Annotated in this window: 19 protein-coding genes; 15 read left to right on the forward strand and 4 right to left on the reverse strand. The window is 39.5% G+C overall.

What is annotated here, in order from left to right; genetic code table 11:
• Positions 1 to 406 precede the first annotated feature (406 nt).
• Together CD001_RS04560 and CD001_RS04565 are read left to right on the forward strand one after the other, a co-directional pair.
• On the forward strand, positions 407 to 784 hold the full coding sequence (locus CD001_RS04560; RefSeq protein WP_179298600.1) for a MerR family transcriptional regulator: 378 nt from the start codon (positions 407 to 409) through the stop codon (positions 782 to 784).
• 42 nt (positions 785 to 826) lie between these two features.
• On the forward strand, positions 827 to 1945 hold the full coding sequence (locus CD001_RS04565; protein WP_096186389.1) for an NADH:flavin oxidoreductase: 1119 nt from the start codon (positions 827 to 829) through the stop codon (positions 1943 to 1945).
• A 261-nt stretch (positions 1946 to 2206) separates the two neighbouring features.
• On the opposite strand, the gene CD001_RS04570 is transcribed toward CD001_RS04565, so the two are convergent.
• Positions 2207 to 2941, reverse strand: coding sequence for a VOC family protein (locus CD001_RS04570; RefSeq protein WP_096186390.1), 735 nt, complete (start codon positions 2939 to 2941; stop codon positions 2207 to 2209).
• 443 nt (positions 2942 to 3384) lie between these two features.
• Here CD001_RS04570 and CD001_RS04575 point away from each other — a divergent pair, with 443 nt between their 5' ends.
• Positions 3385 to 3879, forward strand: a complete 495-nt coding sequence (locus tag CD001_RS04575; RefSeq protein ID WP_096186391.1) for a DinB family protein — start codon at positions 3385 to 3387, stop codon at positions 3877 to 3879.
• A 229-nt stretch (positions 3880 to 4108) separates the two neighbouring features.
• On the opposite strand, the gene CD001_RS04585 is transcribed toward CD001_RS04575, so the two are convergent.
• Entirely contained in the window at positions 4109 to 5455 is a 1347-nt protein-coding gene (locus CD001_RS04585) for a sensor histidine kinase (RefSeq protein WP_096186393.1), read from the reverse strand.
• On the reverse strand, positions 5452 to 6138 hold the full coding sequence (locus CD001_RS04590) for a response regulator (RefSeq protein WP_096186394.1): 687 nt from the start codon (positions 6136 to 6138) through the stop codon (positions 5452 to 5454). Before CD001_RS04590 ends, CD001_RS04585 begins: the two co-directional genes overlap by 4 nt.
• 176 nt (positions 6139 to 6314) lie before the next feature.
• Here CD001_RS04590 and CD001_RS04595 point away from each other — a divergent pair, with 176 nt between their 5' ends.
• From CD001_RS04595 to CD001_RS04630, 8 genes are all read left to right on the forward strand, one after another.
• The gene (locus tag CD001_RS04595; protein WP_096186395.1) at positions 6315 to 6710 is read left to right on the forward strand and encodes a DUF6220 domain-containing protein; all 396 of its coding nucleotides are present in this window, start codon (positions 6315 to 6317) and stop codon (positions 6708 to 6710) included.
• 1 nt (position 6711) lies between these two features.
• Positions 6712 to 6912 carry a DUF5957 family protein gene (locus CD001_RS27230; protein WP_096186396.1) on the forward strand — a complete coding sequence of 67 codons (201 nt, stop codon included), beginning with the start codon at positions 6712 to 6714 and terminating at the stop codon, positions 6910 to 6912.
• A 369-nt stretch (positions 6913 to 7281) separates the two neighbouring features.
• Positions 7282 to 10317, forward strand: coding sequence for an efflux RND transporter permease subunit (locus CD001_RS04610; protein ID WP_096186398.1), 3036 nt, complete (start codon positions 7282 to 7284; stop codon positions 10315 to 10317).
• Positions 10318 to 10886: 569 nt separating this feature from the next.
• Positions 10887 to 11567, forward strand: coding sequence for a TetR/AcrR family transcriptional regulator (locus tag CD001_RS04615; RefSeq protein WP_096186399.1), 681 nt, complete (start codon positions 10887 to 10889; stop codon positions 11565 to 11567).
• A gap of 44 nt (positions 11568 to 11611) precedes the next feature.
• On the forward strand, positions 11612 to 12457 hold the full coding sequence (locus tag CD001_RS04620; protein WP_218839236.1) for an alpha/beta fold hydrolase: 846 nt from the start codon (positions 11612 to 11614) through the stop codon (positions 12455 to 12457).
• An 80-nt stretch (positions 12458 to 12537) separates the two neighbouring features.
• Positions 12538 to 12684, forward strand: coding sequence for a hypothetical protein (locus CD001_RS26270; protein ID WP_179298601.1), 147 nt, complete (start codon positions 12538 to 12540; stop codon positions 12682 to 12684).
• Positions 12685 to 12906: 222 nt separating this feature from the next.
• The gene (locus CD001_RS04625; protein WP_096186400.1) at positions 12907 to 13473 is read left to right on the forward strand and encodes a cupin domain-containing protein; all 567 of its coding nucleotides are present in this window, start codon (positions 12907 to 12909) and stop codon (positions 13471 to 13473) included.
• A 177-nt stretch (positions 13474 to 13650) separates the two neighbouring features.
• The gene (locus CD001_RS04630; protein WP_096186401.1) at positions 13651 to 14202 is read left to right on the forward strand and encodes an NAD(P)H oxidoreductase; all 552 of its coding nucleotides are present in this window, start codon (positions 13651 to 13653) and stop codon (positions 14200 to 14202) included.
• Positions 14203 to 14360: 158 nt separating this feature from the next.
• Here CD001_RS04630 and CD001_RS04635 read toward each other — a convergent pair whose 3' ends face one another.
• The gene (locus CD001_RS04635; protein WP_096186402.1) at positions 14361 to 14918 is read right to left on the reverse strand and encodes a hypothetical protein; all 558 of its coding nucleotides are present in this window, start codon (positions 14916 to 14918) and stop codon (positions 14361 to 14363) included.
• A 522-nt stretch (positions 14919 to 15440) separates the two neighbouring features.
• On the opposite strand from CD001_RS04635, the gene CD001_RS04640 reads away from it, so the two are divergent.
• The 4 genes from CD001_RS04640 (at position 15441) to phaZ (ending at position 19538) form a co-directional block, all read left to right on the forward strand.
• Complete coding sequence (locus CD001_RS04640; RefSeq protein WP_096186403.1) at positions 15441 to 16076, forward strand: TetR/AcrR family transcriptional regulator; 636 nt, start codon at positions 15441 to 15443, stop codon at positions 16074 to 16076.
• Positions 16077 to 16099: 23 nt separating this feature from the next.
• Positions 16100 to 17485, forward strand: coding sequence for a phenylacetate--CoA ligase family protein (locus CD001_RS04645; RefSeq protein ID WP_096186404.1), 1386 nt, complete (start codon positions 16100 to 16102; stop codon positions 17483 to 17485).
• 148 nt (positions 17486 to 17633) lie between these two features.
• Positions 17634 to 18344, forward strand: coding sequence for a DUF998 domain-containing protein (locus CD001_RS04650; protein ID WP_218839237.1), 711 nt, complete (start codon positions 17634 to 17636; stop codon positions 18342 to 18344).
• 315 nt (positions 18345 to 18659) lie between these two features.
• A complete protein-coding gene (gene phaZ / locus CD001_RS04655; protein WP_096186405.1) occupies positions 18660 to 19538 on the forward strand; it encodes an intracellular short-chain-length polyhydroxyalkanoate depolymerase in 879 nt (292 codons plus the stop codon).
• Positions 19539 to 19598: the final 60 nt, after the last annotated feature.

Here is a 19598-nt window from a genome sequence, read left to right on the forward strand (position 1 = left end):
ATTCTCTCCATTATGTAAAAACTTTAATGGTTGTTGGGCGTTGGGGTGTATGATACTGAGTGTGTTTTTATGCGAAGATGAACGTATTTTTTACCCATATTCAACTATGTACGTAGCATTGATATCCTTTTTTACTTTAAATATCTTGATTTAACACTGATAGGTCGCTGGGGACGTATTAAACTATCTCTTCATCAGGAACTTTAAACTCGCATTGATGTCCAGTTTAAAAGATAAGTGGAATAATGGAGAGCAAGTATGACTCGCCTCTTACAAGAGGTGGGTCTTTTTGTTTTAATCCAAATAATAATTAGTGGATATGCTTTTAAATGGATTTCTTTATTGACCCTCACACAGTGTCATACTTTACTATTGAATCAGACCCAGGAAGAAAAGAGGTGGTGATGTGCGTATTAGTGAACTTTCCGTAAAGACCGGGGTTAGCATCCGCTCCCTTCGTTATTATGAAGAAAAAGGGTTAATCACTCCGCAACGTCTTAACAATAGATACCGACATTACGATGGATCAGATGTAGACAGAGTGAAAAATATACAGCTATTTCTAGATCTTGGACTCAGTACAGATGAAATTCATCCTATCTTGGACTGTACTTCAATGATAGCAAACTCTTCTAAATGTGCTCCAGAAGCGATCTCATTATATGAAGGTAAACTTAGAGAGACAAAAAGACAAATCAAACAGTTAAGAGAAGTTGAGTTCAAGTTGGAAAAACTCCTAGTCTTTTGGAGGAGAAAAGAAATTCAAAGTGGAGCCGAGAAATAGTTTGAAGTTCATTGAATAATAATTTAAAAGGGAGTGTATATCTTGAAAAGAGACAAAGTATTTTCACATCAACATTCTATAGATGCGTTATTTCAACCATTCTCGATAAAGAACCTTTCGCTTCCAAACCGTACTGTTATGGCTCCGATGACACGAGGATTTTCTCCTGGTGGAGTCCCGAATGACAAAGTCGCTGCATATTATCGGCGACGGGCAGAAAACGGTGTTGGCTTGATTATTACGGAAGGAACCGGTATTAATCATCCTGCGAGCATTGATGATCCAGATGTTCCGATTTTTTATGGAAAGGAAGCACTGGAAGGTTGGGGAAAAGTTGTTAATGAAGTGCACGAAGCCGGTGGTAAAATTATTCCACAACTCTGGCATGTTGGAATGATCCGAGAAATTGGTGCACAACCGAATAAGGATTCGTTGCCAGTCGGTCCTTCTGGCCTAAGTGTAGCTGGAGAAAAATTAACGGAACCTCTCACGGAAGAGGAAATTCACCTACTCATTCAAGCATACGCAGATGCCGCATATAATGCGAAGCAAATTGGTTTTGACGGTATCGAAATTCATGGTGCACATGAGTACTTAATTGACCAATTTTTCTGGGAGCGTACAAATAAACGAACCGATTGTTACGGAGGCAGTTTAAAAGAGCGTACTCGCTTTGCAGCGGAAGTTGTAAAAGAATGTCGGAAAGTTGTGGGAGCAGATTTCCCGATCTTTTTCCGTTTTTCACAATGGAAAATGAGTGATTATCGTGCTAAGTTAGCAGAAAATCCAAAAGAGCTTGCTGATTTCTTAAAGCCTTTGCAAGAATCCGGTGTTGATGTATTCCATTGCTCTACTCGCCGCTTTTGGGAAGCAGAATTTGCAGACTCCGATTTGAATTTAGCTGGTTGGACAAAATACTTAACCGGTCTGCCTTCAATTACTGTTGGTTCAGTTGGCTTAGAAGATGATTTTACTAGTTTTGACAGTTCAAATACAACTAGCATCCAAAGATTGCTTGAACGACTAGAGAAAGGTGAGTTTGATTTAGTAGCGATAGGGCGACCTTTGATTTCAGATCCAGCATGGGTGGCTAAAATACAACAAGGAGATTATGAAGATATTAATCCGTTTAGTAAAGAGGCGTTAAACACTTTATATTAAATACCCTCGAGAATAACCAACTATCAATCTATTCGTTTTAATAGGAGAAGCGTCAAGAAAATGTAGATTTAAGAAGTTAAGGAAATCCGATCATAATAAATCTCTAATTTTTTCGCTTGTAATATCAAAATTTTGATTTTAGAAAACTTTATATCATAGTTACGATAATGTCAATTTGAATCTGATTTGTAAAAAATTGTACAGTTTTACTCCTTTGGATTTAGTTATCTAAAGGGGTATTTTCATGTTAAAAAAATAAAATCAGTTAGTAAATTCGAATATACCGAATGAAATTCCAACCGAATCGGCGAAAGTTGCTGCTTTACCTATATGAGGAACATCCTTGATAGCGGAAAATTGTTGAGCCCCAAGTGCTTTTGCAAGTTTGATCTTGTGCTCAATGGATTTTACTCTATAATATACCCTCCATTCGGGTGATGACTTTTGTGAAGAAGCTGCAGTCATTTTCCCTATAATTTGTTCCCCGCATTGAATATACAGGCTTCGAGTGAAATCCTTTTCGGTGGTTATAAAAGTCCAACCGAAAATTTGGGCATAAAAAGCTACGGATTTGTTTAAATCGGGTGTGATTAACTCAAACCAACTAGGGACACCTTCCTTGCTGCGATCCGTATTCATGGCTTGAAATGTACCGGGCTCCAACAAGGAAAAGACTGCCCCTCCAGGGTCCTGAATGACAGATATACGCATGAGGTTTTCCAAATCAAAAGGTTCGATAAGTACCTGTCCGCCGAACTTCTCACAGCTCTTCGTAATGTCATCGATAGAATAGACTGCAATATAAACACTCATGTGCGGAGGTGTCTCTAAAGGTAATGGAGTCTGGTTTAAATCCGTTAATCCCCCTAGTATTTCACTATCCTTTTGTATGATCGTATAGATTTTATTTGGCCATTTTTCATTATGATATTTCCAACCAAAAAGTTTGTTGTAAAACGATTTCGTTGCTTTCATATCGGGTGTTTTAATATCCAACCAACAAACCCTCTCCTACTCTACGAATGTTTTCCATTTTTAATCGATTCCTCCTTATCAAATTTGATTCATCGTGTTGCATAAGATGATCAATTTTCCTTGTTTGAAATTGATCAGATTCACACTACAACATAAAAAAGCGCGCACTCTCCCTAAGGAGTGTGCGCGCCCAAAAAGTGCGCTACTTTTTCATTTTCAATTCACTTAGACTCATATTATTATGAAATGTATGAAAAATCAATCCTCTTAAATCAATAGCTTAAAAATCATCAGTATGATTTTGATGGATTGTTTGTTAAGGTCTTTTGTTAATTTTTCCTCTGCTATGTCTTTATGTCCTTTGTTTAATAACTCTTTGAGAGAAGCGGATAGTTAGCTGAGTTTTTCTGAAAATGATACAATGAGTGGAAATGAAGGATTTACCAATTTAAGGAGGGAATGAAATGTTTACATCAGTAAATGATTTTTTAAACGAATGGAAACAAGAAGCAGCTGTTACACAAAAAGTGCTGGATGCGTTGACGGATGAATCGTTGAATCAGGAAGTTACCCCAGGATTATACACCATTGGAAGTTTGGCTTGGCACATTACTGGATCAACCTACTACTTTCCTTCACAGGTTGGAGTGAAATTTGAAGTTCCGGACCTTAAAAAAGAAGCACCGAGGTCAGCTGCTGAAATTAGCGAGACGTACAAAACAATAAGTGAGCGGTTAACACAAGCATTTTCTGATCAGGTTTCAGATGAAAAAATGAACAAAATGGTGAATTTATTTGGAATGGACATGCCAATTCAAGCTGTTTTTCGTTTGCTCATTCAACATCAGGCTCATCATCGCGGACAATTGACTGTCCTTATGAGACAAGCTGACTTGAAAGTTCCTGGTGTGTATGGTCCTAGCAAAGAAGAATGGGAAGCAATGAATTCTCAGGAATAATATTGTCATGATGCAAAAGCCGGCCCCTGCCGGTTTTTTGTATATATCAGAACTCACTTCATTTCCGAACAAATTTTCCAGACTGACCCCGCTTTTATATGGTGGATTTTTTTACGATAAGCTAAGAATAACAGTAAACAACTATTGTTTTAAACCGCCGCATTTTTCTACGGAAGAAGAATGCGGCTATTTATCTTCAAAAGGTAAGGACTTTATTTTCACAAAACCATTACAAGGGTAGACTGACGATAAAGCTCGTGCCTTCATTTGGTGTGCTTTCAACTGTGATGGTGCCGCCATGTGAACGTACATATTCTTTAGCAATGGCCAAGCCAAGTCCTGTCCCACCGCTGTCGCGGCCTCTGGCTTGATCGGTACGATAAAACCGATTAAATAAATGGGGCAGGTGCTCCGGTTCTATGCCAACCCCTGTATCTCGAATCGTCACCACAATCATATCCTCATTGCTAACTTTTTTTTCTTTCATGATCGCCACATCAACCGACCCTCCTACAGGTGTGAAATGAATCGCATTAATGAACAAGTTAAGGAACACTTGTGTCATTCGATTGGGGTCTATGTTCAACTCTGTGTTGTCGACTTGACTAGAAACCGTTATGTCAATACCTTTCTCGTCTGCTTTAGGTTGGAGTTTGTCGATCAACTCATGCAGCAAGTCTCCCAGATCAATCGGCATTCGTTTCATTGGTAATTTCTTCGCTTCGGCAAGTGAGAGTAAACGCAAGTCCTCGACTAGACGTGTCAATCGAATCAACTCATCTTGCAAAGGAAGTAGCGACTCAGGCTGGATCGCCTCTCCACGTTGCTGAATGTAATCCAATTTTCCACTTAGGATGGTTAAGGGTGTACGCAGTTCATGTGCGACATCGGCAGTCATTTGCCGTCTTGTATCTTCAGCGTTTTTCAGTTGTTCAGACATTTCGTTGAATGATTTTGTTACTGTGGCATACTCGTCTTGAGATACGATAGGAGCTTGAACACCATAGTCTCCCTTCGCTAATCTTTCAATAGGTGGAATCATGAGTTTGAGGGGCGTGGTCAGCCGCTTGGACAACCAATAAGCAACCATAAGGGAAATCAACACGAAAAATAACGAAGCAAAAAATAACAAAGCCATGACTGAACTGCTGATGCCCTGTTGTACAATGGACATACTAGCCACATCCGAATCATAGTAATACATTGTTGCAATAGTCTGCTCCCCATCGGTTATTTGATGATGAATGCCCAATTTTGTAACTATGTCGTTTTCGGTATTTCCTTCCGCGAATAACGTTTGTTGATGTCGATCTATTAAGAGGATGTTCATTTCCCGGTGATTATGCTGAACAGCATCTTCCACTTGTAAATGATTTACACCATCCCATGCATGTCCGTTTTGAATGTAATAGTCCGAAAACAAATCAGCCAAAGCCTCTGTCTCCTCCGTGCGATCTACTTCTAGCATCGTATCAATAATGGGCACCACAACAAATTGAGTTAGTAAAATAAACATCAGCCCCATTGCCACAATAAATGAGCTCATGGCTAAAAATAATTTGCGCCTAACACTCATGACGAGCCTCCGAAACGGTAACCGAACCCGTAAACGGTTTGTATATAAATAGGGTAAGCTGGGTCCGTTTCGACTTTTTTACGTAAACGGCTAATATGAGCGTCTACAGTTCGTTCATCATTAAGCATGTCGTCTTCGAGTGCTGCATGCAAAAGCTGTAGTCGGCTGTAAACGATACCGGGTTTAGCTGCGAGGGTGAGCAGCAACTTGAATTCTGTCGGCGTTAAGCTGATTTCCATTCCCTTTTTCCACACCCGATATTCAGCTTCCGAGATGGTCAGTTCTCCTCTTTCCAAAGGTTGATCGGTGATGTCGGAGTCTTCAATTCTTCGTAACAGCGAACGAATTCTCGCAACCAATTCCCGTAAAGAAAAAGGTTTCGTAATATAATCATCTGCTCCGACTTCCAAACCGATGATTTTGTCTGTTTCATCTGTTCGTGCTGTTACCATGATGATACCGACATGACTCGTTTTCCTCAGTTCCCTACACACATCGATTCCACTTTTTTGGGGCATCATCCAATCCAAAACTGCAACGGATGCATTCGTTCGTTTCACTTGTTCCAGTGCTTCAGTCCCCGTCCTAGCCGTGACGACCTCAAAACCTTCCTGACGTAAAAAGGGCACGATAAAGTCCAATACCTTTTCTTCGTCATCGGCCACCAAAATGGTCGGTGTCATCTGCACCACATCCTTTCCTTACTTCATTATATTCTCTCATATTTCGATGTTTTTTGTATGTCATGTCGCACATTTCATAAAAACCGTAACAGTTCGTCATAAGTTCACAACATTTCATTGCTACTATGCAGAGTGAAGGTATGAAAAAAGTATATTTGCAAAGGTAGGGAAAGTAAATGAAATTTGTCGGTCGATGGCTTTACGCAACGTTTGCGTTGTTATTTTTGTTGTGTGTAATTGCTCAGTTTTATTTTGCAGGGGTCGCTATTTTCGGGGAGGCTTATTACTGGTCTCAGCATGTGACACTCGTGCATTTGTTTGGATTCAATTTGCCGGTATTAATGGTATTTGCAGCGTTTGCCGGGAGGAGCCGTAAGTGGGATTATTTACACATTCTTAGTCTCTTCTTTTTGGTGTTTTTGATGTATTTTACCGCGAATCTCGGTTTTGAGCACTCGTTTATCGGTGCTCTGCATCCTTTGGTAGGTGTCCTAATAGCGGTGATAGCAGGCTCTAATCTTTATCGCGCCATCACTTTAGCATTAAATCGAGAAAAAAGGAGGCAGGAGTAAAATGAGAGCTTTCATTCTTAGCATAATGGGGTGGGTTGGAGGTTATTTTCTTGGAAGTATGGTTTTCAGGATATTAAGTGTGTTTGGGGTAACTGTTTCCAGTTGGCCAGTGGTGTTTTTGTTGTTTCCATATGTAAGTGCATTCTTGCTCGCTTTCGCCTTACCAGTTATAGACTTGAAGAGGAAAAGTGACTCGTCATGAGAATGGAGGAGAAACATTGAATGATGATATTGACATGGATTTGGATGTTGAACGTCTTGTTCGTATGTTTTTTAGCCTTAAGATTTGTACTGGATGATACAACGACCGGTAATGAACAGCACTACAAAAAAGCAAGGTGCGTTCGCATAAGTATGCTGCTTTTAATTGTCAGCACCATTCTTTTATTTATCGACTTTTTTATACACGCAGATATAAGTTTTATGTCCTATATCTGGATGGGGATATCATCTATTGCTTTATTAGTTCTGGTGCCATATTTTTTGAAATATTGGAGTCTTCTATTGATGACCATGACTAGACAAGTACAGATGAGAACTATGCATTTAACATTAAGGAGTGTTTGAACAAATGATGAAGCTAACGGAATTCAGTTTAAAAAATCCCGTCGCCATTTTTATTCTTTCTGCATTATGTCTTGTTGGAGGAGTATATGCTTTTACCCAACTGGATGCGGATTTCATGCCGGAAACAGAAAGTAATGTCATCGATATTTCCATTCAATATCCGGGAGCTTCTCCGCAAGATGTTCATGATCATGTAACTGAAGTGGTAGAGGAAGCATTCATCGGTTTTGAGCATATGCGAGATATTGAAACGGCATCATACGAAGATCAGGCTTATATCCATCTGATTTTTTCATATGGGGTTGGAATTGAAGAGAGAAAAGATGCTGCAGAAGATGTACTCCAAGAAGTTGCTTTGCCTGAAGAAGTGGAGGTTGACATTTCCAGCTTTACTTTTGATGATTTACCCATTTTGGATATGGCTATTATGCCTGTGGACGAAAACAGCACTACATTTCAGGAATGGGTTTTGGAGGATCTGGCTCCGGAATTGTCAAGCGTACCTGGAGTGTATGATGTTATCGTGGAAGGTAAGAGTGATACATGGATGGAGCTGGTTGTCGAAAATGAACAAGCCATGGCTTTAGGATTATCGTTGCAGCACATTCAGGAGGCGTTGAGTGATGCTTCTTTCTCCCATTCAGCGGGAACTTTTGAACGAGACGGGGATCACATTCCCGTTAGAGTTAGCCAGGACACGACAGACATGGAGTCGCTTGAGCAATTAGCATTGCATTCTCCCGTGACTGGAGAAGCGGTTGCGATTGGAGATATTTCCCGGTTTGAAACGGTTCAAGAATCGAGTGGATATACACGGTATAATGCTCAGGATGCATTGTCATTGGCAATATATAAACGCGGTGATGTTAATACAGTGGACGTTGCCGATCAAGTTATGGATGTGTTAAACAGTTATGAAGAACGTATGCATTATGCGATTCATTCGGATAACGCAGCAACGATTGACTCGTCTGTCAGGGGGATGATCGAGACAGGCATACTGGGGGCATTGCTAACGTCCTTGATTGTACTCGTCTTTCTTCGAAACTTACGGGCTATGGTCATCGCTGTACTGTCTATTCCGCTTTCTTTACTTATTGCGGCTATTTTTCTTAATATGTGGAGTTTGAGTTTGAATGTGATTACGTTGGCGGCAATGGCTGTAGCTGTAGGACGAGTGGTGGACGACAGCATCATTGTGATTGAAAATATTTATCGCAAGTTTCACCAGCATCCGGATGAAGATCGAACATTGTTAACGATTTCCGGGACAAAAGAGATGATGAAACCGATTATTACCTCTACCTTGACGTCCATACTGGTGTTTCTTCCTCTCGGTTTGTTGAGTGGGAACACGGATGTCGGCGAGTTCATGATGCCGTTTGCGTTAACGATTGTTTTCGCCTTAATTGCTTCGACTGTGATCTCATTAACGCTTGTGCCCATTATGGCTCGATTCTCATTCATCAAATTAACACCACGATCGACAGATGCAATGCCAACCCGTTATTATGAGCGATTGTTACGCTGGTCTCTTGGGCGCAAGTTTGTCGTTGTTACACTGGCCACCGTTTTATTGTTTGGGTCATTGCCACTAGTAGGCAATCTCGGTTTCGTCTTTCTACCCGATGAAGAAAATCGCTTATTGCAGGCCGAGGTTCTCTTACCCGTTTCCTCCACGCTTGAACGGACAAATGAAACAGCTTTACAGCTAGAGGAATCTTTAATGGAACATCAACAGGATTACCCTCACATTTACACAAGTGTCGGCACTTTCGATGTCATGAGTGGGATGACGTTCTTGAACCGTGTTGAATTTGTTTTAGATATTGCTGATCATGTTCAGATTGATGAAGCGGTCACTCATGTTCAAGAACTGTTGGAATCCCAATTGCCTCAAGGTGAATCGGAAGCAGTTATTAATGTACAGGAAGCGCCATCAATGGGACCACCGACTAATAATCATGTTCATATCGACTTGTTTGCTGAAGATGCAGCGCAGCTTCAAGAAGCGGCATTGATGGTAGAGGGGATGATGGATGAACGTGACGATGTCCGTTATGTTCAAAATAATTTACGAGAAGAATTAGAGCAGTGGACCGTTCATCTGAATACGCTGCCAATGAATAGTGCAGGCTTGACATCTTTGCAGGTATGGAACCATTTAACAGACAAAACACAAACATTGGAGTTGGGTGCTCTTCAGGTAGATGATGAGCTTTACGATTTGAGAGCTGTGTATTCGGAACGTTTTAAGGATCCGGATGATATCGAACAGATGATGCTATATAGCGAGCAGGGGATGTTCAGCATTTCGGATGTCGCTCATGTAGAAGAAGGAGAGACAGTTACTTCGATTCGTAAATTAAATGGGAAGGAATTTGCTAGAGTGGCTGCACAAGTAATGGGGGATGATGTGCTTGCAGTCAGTGAAGACGTCAAACAAGCGGTGGAACATCTTGATTTACCCTCTGAAGTTACTATGATGGGAAGTGGGGGGAGTGACGATACAGCGGATATGTTCGGAGCTATGATCATGGCCATTTTACTCTCCATTGGTCTTGTGTATATAACGTTGCTTCTATTCTTTGGCAAATCACGACTGCCTTTTGTTATCCTAACCTCAGTATTATTTATGCCAATAGGGGCATTTCTAGCCTTATGGTTAGCTAATGAGCCTTTATCGATGAGTGCAATGATCGGTTTATTAATGCTGGTAGGAATTGTGGTGGCAAATGCGATTGTTCTGATCGATAAGATCAATCATAATCGTGAAGAAGGTATGCCTATCCGAGAATCCGTCGTCCAGGCGGGTAAGACGAGATTACGACCGATATTTATGACAACACTGGCGACAATCGTGGCACTACTTCCACTTGCATTTGCCACACCAGAAGGCGGAATTGTTTCGAGAGGAATGGCGATTGTTGTCATCGGTGGGTTGATGACATCAACCTTTTTGACTTTGATCATTGTTCCATTGGTATATGAATTTGTTTTCCGTAAGACGTTAAAGAATGAGCAGATGAAAGGAAAATAGACACACGGAATTATGATGCAATAGGACTGGAATGAAGGTGATGGCTGATTGTGCTTCAATACCCAGGGAGTGCAACGTTGTCTTCGAGATGTTAGAGAAGAGATTGAGGCTCTTTTATATTAGGTATTCTTTCAAAAGATAACTCCGTAGATTTTTAGACAAAATATAACTGAACGACTATCAGCTTTTGTTGGTAGTCGTTTTTGTATGATTTCTTTTATACGGAATATAATTACGAGTTATAAAGTAATGTATAATCCTGACACATAAAATGTCAGGTGGCGCTCATTCACTTTTGCACGGGGTTGATTGTTGAATTTCATGATGTTATCGGTGCGTTAACGAATCCTCGTGCCCCATAAAAGAGAATCTGCGGATGTATTTCACCCTGTTATCCCATAATCTCTAAGGAATATAATTCGATTAAAAAAGAGGTCTATAACGAACCCTAAATGAGAAAAGTTCCTACTTGTTGTTAGAAGGAGTTAAAGGGCTTTTTTAATATTGTATTTTATTAGTTAATTATTTATAATTAATAGACAGTCAGTCGGTTTATTTAAGGAGGAACTATGGCACGTAAAATTAATAAAGCAGAACATCAGGCTAAACGTAATAAAATTCTTGATGTAACGTATCAACTCATCATGACGAAAGGTTTTGGACAAATGTCCGTTCAAAATATTTTGGATGAACTCGATATTTCTAGGGGAGCGTTCTTTCACTATTTTCGTTCTAAAGATGATCTTTTAGAGCCGTTAATTGAGCGGATGTTAGATCATATTGAGCAGCAAGTGGTGCCGGTCGTAAAAAGTGAACGGTCTGCAGTGAATAAACTACAAGCTTTTTTTAATATAGTAAATGAAACGAAAACTGATCAAAGACAGCTTTTTTTGCAACTAATAGAGGTTTGGTATTCGGATGACAATGTGCTCGTTCGGCAAAAAGTTCGTATCCAAAAGATTAAACGATTTGAGCCGCTCTTACGGCAAGTCATCGTTCAAGGCATTGAAGAAAATAGTATAACGGGGATAAAGACAGAACACACAGCCGAAGTCGTTTTGTGTCTATTGTTAGACTTGTCTGATGCATTTGCAAGCTTCTTATTGACTAGAAAAGATGATTCATTGGATCTTGAAACGAAAGTTTTCGCTTATACGCAAGCGATTGAACGTATTGTTGGCTTACCTGCACATTCGTTATGTTTAATGGACAATGAGACGATTCAAATGTGGGGAGAAAAAGAAGTTTAATGTTGTTGAAATCGATAATAGCGAAACCGTAGAGGAGTGGAGAAATGAGTAAAAATGACGATACGTTAAGTCAAATGGATCACTTCACACTTGAACACCGAGGAGCAATAATTCATTACTGGATAACCCCTCACGATCATACAAAACCTTTGGTCATTTTCACCCATGGAGCGTCTCTTGATCATCGCATGTTCGATGCGCAGATTGAGGTGATTCAAAATGCTGGATATCCAGTTCTTACGTGGGATGTTCGCGGACATGGTTTGTCCAAACCTGTTGGGGAGGAATTTCATGGACAGATCGTTGTGGAAGATTTAGAGCAAATCATTCATAAACATCAGGTAGAGAAGGTTATCCTTGTTGGCCATTCGTTTGGTGGTTATGTTTCGCAAATGCTGACATTTCTTCGGCCGGAAAAAGTAAGGGCCATAGCAGTCATTGGATGTACAGATATTACTGAAGTTCCCTCATTGGGCATGCGTATTGCTTACCGAAACATGTCGCGTATTTTTCGCATAATACCAGAAAGAACGCTGCGGAAGAAATTTGCTGAAGGGATGGGAGTAACTGAAGCGGTACAGAATTACGCCTTGAATACAAACAAACAATTAATGCGTGATGAATTTATTGAAATTATGGATGGCGGTGTTCGTGCTATATATGAAGATCCTCATTTCGGAAAAGGATACTTTATTCAGAAGCCATTTTTGCTAACCCATGGTGAGAAAGACAGTGCGGAAAGAGGAGCTTTTGTTAAAAAGTCACCAGGCTGGGCAAAACGTGAAGCGAATTGCCAGTATAAAGTAATTCCGAACGCAGGGCATAATGCGAATCAAGACAACCCTACCTATTTTAATGATGTTCTGCTTCATTTTTTAAGTCGATTATGATGGATTTTACTAAAGTGACGGTCAGGATCGTTAACAGTATCCTGAATCCGTGATGAATTAATTTCCTAAACAAGGAGAAGTTGCGTCTAAACAAGGAGAAGTTGCGTCTAAACGAAGAGATGTTGCGTCCAAACAAGGAGAAGTTGCGTCTAAATAAGGAGAAGTTGCGTCTAAACAAGGAGAAGTTGCGCATACTTTGTATGAATCCTAAGAATCTCTCGATTTAACTTGGTGGAGTAAATACTCTAATTCGTAACTTGCGGACGCTTTCACTCCAAAGCACAACAGATGTCTCACTTGTGCCTAGAGGTGAAAGCGAGTAGATGAATTGCGTATCAACACGGTTATCACGGATTCAGGAGTATATAATAAACTCTAAATTTAACTATAGAATCATATGGATGCTGAGATTCGATGATATCTTCGAGTTCACAAGGAGGAGGATGGAAATGGAGGAAGTGAATGCCACTCGCAGCGAGATTGAAAGAAAGATTGGGGAGGTACTCGTATACCCAGACGGCAGATCCGTAACATTCCTGGAAAGCGGAAAAGATGAAGATGGGGAATACATCATTTTAAAACATCAAGTGCTCGAGCAAAGAGCATTAAATGGTCCCCATTGGCACCCAGTTTTAAAAGAAACGTTTAAGGTTAAGGAGGGAAGGATGAAATTCTTAATAGACGGACAAGAAATGATTCTTAATGCAGGCGAACAAATCACAGTCAACCCTAGGCAAATTCATCAATTCTGGAATCTAAGCGAAGGTCAGTTAGTAGCAACCCACAAAATTCAGCCACCTGGACTGCACTGGAAGATGTTCGCACTCGTCCATAAGTTGGAGCATGAAGGGAAAATGGGGAAGAATGGCATCCCACGCAATCCATTCTGGCTAGGGCTAGCATGGGAATGTATTGATGGTTATTTACATGGACCTCCCCGCTTCATCCAGACATACGGTTTAGGAGGGTTAGCTAAATTGGCAAAAAAATTAGGTTACAAAGTTTCAGCTAAATGATCTTACAACAAATAAAATGCAAGGGGTCCGTCGTCCGAGGTCAGATAATCAATCAGTGACAATTTTAAATGGTAAGAGTTGACCCTCACACTAATGTCATCGTTTACACTTTAGATAAACAATTTGAGGGGAGATGTCAAATGAGTTTTTACCATTTATATAGGAGGACACTTGCTTATGAATATTCTTCTCGTTGTTACTCATCCAAATAAAGATTCGTTAACCTTTGCCGTGATGCAGCGCTTTCTTGCGGGACTGCAAACAAATGAACATAATGTCGATGTTATTGATTTATACCGCCACTCATTTGATCCTGCATTATCTGAAGAAGATGAACCTGCTTGGAAACTTAAAGGGAAGCAGTTTTCACCTGAAATACAAAAAGAAATGGAACGAATTCAGTTAGCTGATGCCCTTGTGTTTATTTTTCCGTTATGGTGGTATAGCATGCCTGCTATGTTGAAAGGATACTTCGACAAAGTTGTAAATTTTAAATTCAATGGGCAAAAAAAGTTGCTCTGGATTACGTTAGCAGGAGCTACTAAACACCACTTAGTAAAATACGGGAATCATCAGTTGATTAGCCAATACTTCAATCAAACGATTGCTGGTTGGCTGCAGGCTGGAGAATCATCAACTGAGTTTTTATATGATACACTATCCGGCTCTAAGGTCCATATTCAAAGTTTGCTAGACGAAGCTTTTCAAATGGGCAAACAGTACCGTTAGTAGACGTTTCGCTTGGGATTTATGGATTATAATCGGTGATATGAAACAAAAAAATTAGCGACTAATCCTTACAAAATCTATCATTTAGTAAGGGGGAGTCGCTAAGACATTCATTAAACCTGTGATCTACATCGAACGAAGATGGCCTTCTTCACCGTTTATTTCGAAAATCTCTCTACTCTATTTATTATAGGATAAATTTTAAAAATAAGGACTTCACTATTGATACCAAAATTATCAGCATGATTATTAAGGATTTCTCGTCTCTTGAGCTCTTTTTCTAATTTTTCCTCTGCGATTTCCATGTATCCTTTAATTACTTTAAAGTCTTTGTCCTTCTCTAACACTCGATCTGGTATATTGATGTACCAATCATCATGAACTTTTACAAGGTGAACGTTATGTTCGTAAACGAACCCTGATTCATATTCCATTTCGACTTGATAGACGACATCATCGGAATTTACAGCTTCTTTACTTAAAATTTCGTATAGCACTAACGGATCATCATCTTTATAGCTTTCTAGTTTCTCTTCTTCCGTTTCATATCTTTCATCAATGACTCTTTCTACGTATGATTCCACGTTGCTAACTCGTAAATCAAGAATTTCCTTGATTTCTTCATCGGGATTAACATCTTTCCCTCCTGTTAATCCAGTGCTAGGTAACAACATGAAGATGACGAATACAATGAAAAGTATACGAAGCTTCTTCAATGAACAATCCCCCTATAATGAATGTGGAATTTATTCCCTATTGATTAGTTGCTTAAGAGTATAGAGTGATTACCTATTTTTGTAAAGGGGTTGAGAGAATCGGGGATTTCTGCACCATAACATAAGTAGGTAGAAAATAATATCAGCAAGAAAATCTTGGTGATAAGAGAGACGGAGTCTTGTCGCTAAGGAACTAAAACTATTCGAAGATAGATGTTGGTAAAGACACATATATATTGACCTTAAGGTAAAACTCATGTTATTATTTTATTGACCTTAAGGTAAATGTAGTGTGTGAGGAACACTATCACTGATAAAATCTCGCTACAAACATTTTTACTACTGAGGGATGTATTTCCATTATGAGTGTTATTGACCTTAAGTTAAAAACGACCAATAAACATATATCTCCCTTCGAAATAATGAAATAAGAAAAGCTCATGAATATCATTACAGTTATTGTTGACCTTAAGGATAATAAATTAATCGGGTTTTATAGATGTTAAAAGGTGGGAAGGAAACATGAATGATAAATTCTTAAACTTAAAGTCTGAAAGACGAGAGGCCATTATTAATGCAGCCCTTAAGGAATTTGCTACAAAAGGGTACCTGGATGCTTCTACAAACACGATTGCCAAAGAAGCTGGGATATCTAAGCCATTGCTTTTTCACTATACCAGTACTAAGAAGGATCTATTTCTATACTTATGTGAATACAGTTTTCGTATTCTTAAACCAGAGCTAATAGAATACCTCGAGTCAATAAAGAAAGAAAGAGATGTTTTTATAAGGATTGATCAGGCTCTCCAACTCAAAATGAAATTAACTCATAAATATCAGTATTTATATGAATTTTATGTTATGACTTTTTTTACAGAAGCAGAAGAAGTGAAGGATGAGCTTGCAAGTAAAGTTGATGACGTTTACTTTACTAGTCTAGAAAAATTAAATGAAAACATCGACAAGTCCAAGTTCAAGGATAATGTCAACGTTGAAAAGGCCATAAAAGTTATTACGTGGGTTAGTGAAGGGTTTGCAAATGAGGCAAACAAAGAACTGAAAACAGATGAAGGATATTCGAACCGGAATGATGTAGGAAAATATCGTCAAGAGCTTGATGGTTACTTGTCATTACTGAAGGATTGTTTTTATAAATAATAAGAAAGAAGGAGTCGAACTAGATGAGTGAAAGCACCTTTAAATTATGGTTAGATGCACGTAAAGTTAGAAAACAAGGAATGGAAGCAGTAAAACAGCGTCAGCGTGATCGCTTAAAAGAAATGGTAAACTTTGCTCGCGTTAATTCCAATTTCTATCGTGATAAATACAAAAATCTACCGGATAATATCGAAAATCCGACATCATTACCAATTACGAATAAAAAAATGCTTATGAACTGTTTTGATGATTGGGTCACTGATCCGAAAATAACACTTGAACATGCTCGTTCCTTCATGAATAACTCAGATTTGGTAGGTGAGAAGTTTCAAGGAAAGTACTTATTAGCAACTACATCTGGAACAAGTGGGAACCGAGGTATTTTTGTCATGGACGAACGTAGCCAGGCAGTTAACGTTGCTCTTGGAATTATTAGAGCGCAGTCCTGGTATGGAGCAGGAGATCGTGCTCGTATGCTTGCCCGAGGAGGTCGACAAGCATTTATCATGGCGACAGGAGGTCATTTTGTTGGGGTAGCTGGAGCTAGCCAAATAATTAAAAGTAATCGATTGGCTAACAAAACAATGAAGATTTTTTCAGTACACAAAGCTTTACCTGAACTGGTAGCTGAGCTTAATGATTATCAACCTACTATGATATTAGGCTACGCAAGTGTAGTGTCGTTGCTTGCTAGTGAACAGGAAGCTGGTCGATTAAAGATTAACCCAGTCCTCGTACAGCCCGGAGGTGAGTCGCTCCCAGAAAGTGAATTTGAACGTATTGCGAAAGCTTTTAAAGCGAAAGTCCGCACTGCTTACTCTGCTACTGAATGTGCTTTTATGGCCTCAAGCTGTGAGCATGGTTGGCTCCATATTGATAGCGACTGGGTCATCCTTGAACCAGTCGATGCAGATTATAAGCCAACTCCTGTGGGAGAGCAGTCCCATACTGTTCTTTTAAGTAATCTTGCAAACCGGATTCAGCCTGTTTTACGTTATGACCTTGGTGATTCGATCCTCACTCGTCCAGAGCCTTGTCCGTGTGGGAATCCACTGCCTGCAATCCGAATAAATGGGCGCTCAAACGACGTTCTTACATTTTCTACTGCCGAAGGTGAAGAGGTTACAATTACGCCACTAGCATTTGGAACGTTGTTTGACCGTACTCCTGGAATTGATCTGTTCCAGATCGTTCACATAGAACCAACTACGATAAAAGTACGTCTGCAGCTTTCAGATTACACAAATACAGAGAAAGTATGGCAGTCTATCCATGCCGAACTCTCTCACTTATTTACAGAAAACGAAATTAATCATATAAAAATTGAACGTGCAACGGAACCTCCAGAGCAATCCTCAGGTGGCAAATACCGTACAATTATCCCCTTGGAGAGTACAACAAGTTCATAAGATTAGTATGAAGATTAAACTTACCTCTGTGAAAAAGCAGCTTCATTTACCACCACTTATATAAGCTGATTAGCTTATAAAATCGGATGACAAATGTCACTAGTATCACGATCTTTTTGCCAATATGATTTAGATATACAAGAAGGGAATGATCAAATTGACAAATGGTGGGGAGCGAGGATCGTCAGAAAGGTTGACTATATGTTTGTTACGTTGCGGAATGGTCGGTTCTATCATGTTTGTGATCGTTTTTCTCGTCGATGGAGCGACTCGTATCGGTTATGATCCGATATACCATCCAGTTAGTGCGTTAAGTCTTGGTGACAGAGGATGGATCCAAGTTGTTAACTTTATAATAGCGGGACTACTCATGATTGCTTTTGCAGTAGGATTGCGACGGGCGCTATTTCCTGGTCATGGTGCAAAATGGGGGCCATTATTGTTTGGATTATTTGGGTTAAGTCTGCTGTTTTCAGGTGTTTTTGTTATGGATCCTATGAAAGGGTATCCTCCAGGAGCACCGTCTGGAGTCTATAGTGATGGTACTAGCTGGCATCACACGGTGCACGATGCATTTGGTATTGTTGTGTTCACTTCGCTTCCGATCGCATGTTTTGTCATTGCCCGTAGGTTCACCAAGTCTGCGAGGCGCAGCTGGTCAATATATAGTACACTCACTGGCTTTGTCATGATCGTCCTTTTCTTTATTTTTGGGACGTTATGGGAGAGTGACTCTCCTTTTAGCGGGCTCATTCAACGTATAATGCTCATTGTAGGATTTTTGTGGACCACTTTAGTTGCTATCTATCTGATTAAGAGGCTGAAGAAAGAGAGTGAACGAGATGGGAGACAAATATAGGATTTCCTGTTCCTGAAATTGGTCGATTCGTTGGTATAATTAGTACGTTTCTTATTGACTTCTCTTTTTGGGCTTATATGGAGCGGGGACATGAACATTCAATACTGGAGATCATGAAGGAAACAATACCTATTTGGAACAGATGGACTGCTTCGATTGTTGGAATCCTTCTTGTTCATTTCATTCCGCTTCGTTAAGAGAAATACAATCCGTAGAACGTTCATGAAGAAGATGAGCGATGTTGTTATCGATTATAGAGTATAGAAAAAGATAATCATTTCTCATAAATTTCTCTTGCAAGAGGAGGACTCAAAAATGTCTAAAAAATGCGTGAAGCTAGATAATGGTGAAGTTATTGCTTATAAAAAAAGGGGATATGGAGAAAAGGTCGTAGTGTTGATTCATGGCAATATGTCCTCAAGTGAACATTATTCATCATTACTTGAACAAATTGATCCGGAATCCTATACACTTTACGCACTAGACTTAAGGGGTTTTGGTGATAGTACTTACTACTCTCCAATTGAATCGGTTCGTGACCTCTCGAATGATATTTATAAATTTATAGACCATCTAAATATAGGGAAGGTTTATTTAATTGGGTGGTCTGCAGGTGGCCCAGTCTGTCTACAAGTAAGTATTGACCATCCAGGTTTAGTGGAAGGTATAATCCTTTTGAGTTCAGTAAGTTTTAAAGGAGATCCCATACAAAGAAAAGACAAATCAGGTGTAATAAACGGTGAGTATTATGAAAGTAAGGAAGAGATGGCTCTGGATCCTGAGATAGCTATCCCATCAAAAGCTATACAAAATAAAGATTTCAATATAATGAATAGTATGTGGAATGTAGGGATTTATACAAACCAGAAGCCATCTCAAAGTAGAAACGAATTATTGATTAAAGAAACGTTTAAACAGCGAAATCTTGAAGATATTTATTGGGCTCTTGCTCATTTTAATCTTTCCTATGAACATAATGGCTACAGTCAAGGGAGCGGACTGATTAAACAAATTAACGTTCCTGTATTAAGCTATTGGGGAGAACAGGATCGAATTATTAAGTTTAAGGATGTTAAAAGTACAGTGGACTCACTCCCGAATGCCTCATTGCGAGTTTTAAAAGAGTGTGGTCATTCACCACTTGTTGATAACTTAGAAGAGGTACTTAACGGTATGAAAGATGTATTCGTTTAGCTTACAATCCAACGAGAAAAACTTTAGTAGGTTTAAAGAATGCTTTCATCGAGAGTCATG

Origin of the sequence: Evansella halocellulosilytica (genome assembly GCF_002335745.1) — a bacterium.
GTDB lineage: Bacteria > Bacillota > Bacilli > Bacillales > Salisediminibacteriaceae > Bacillus_CA > Bacillus_CA halocellulosilytica.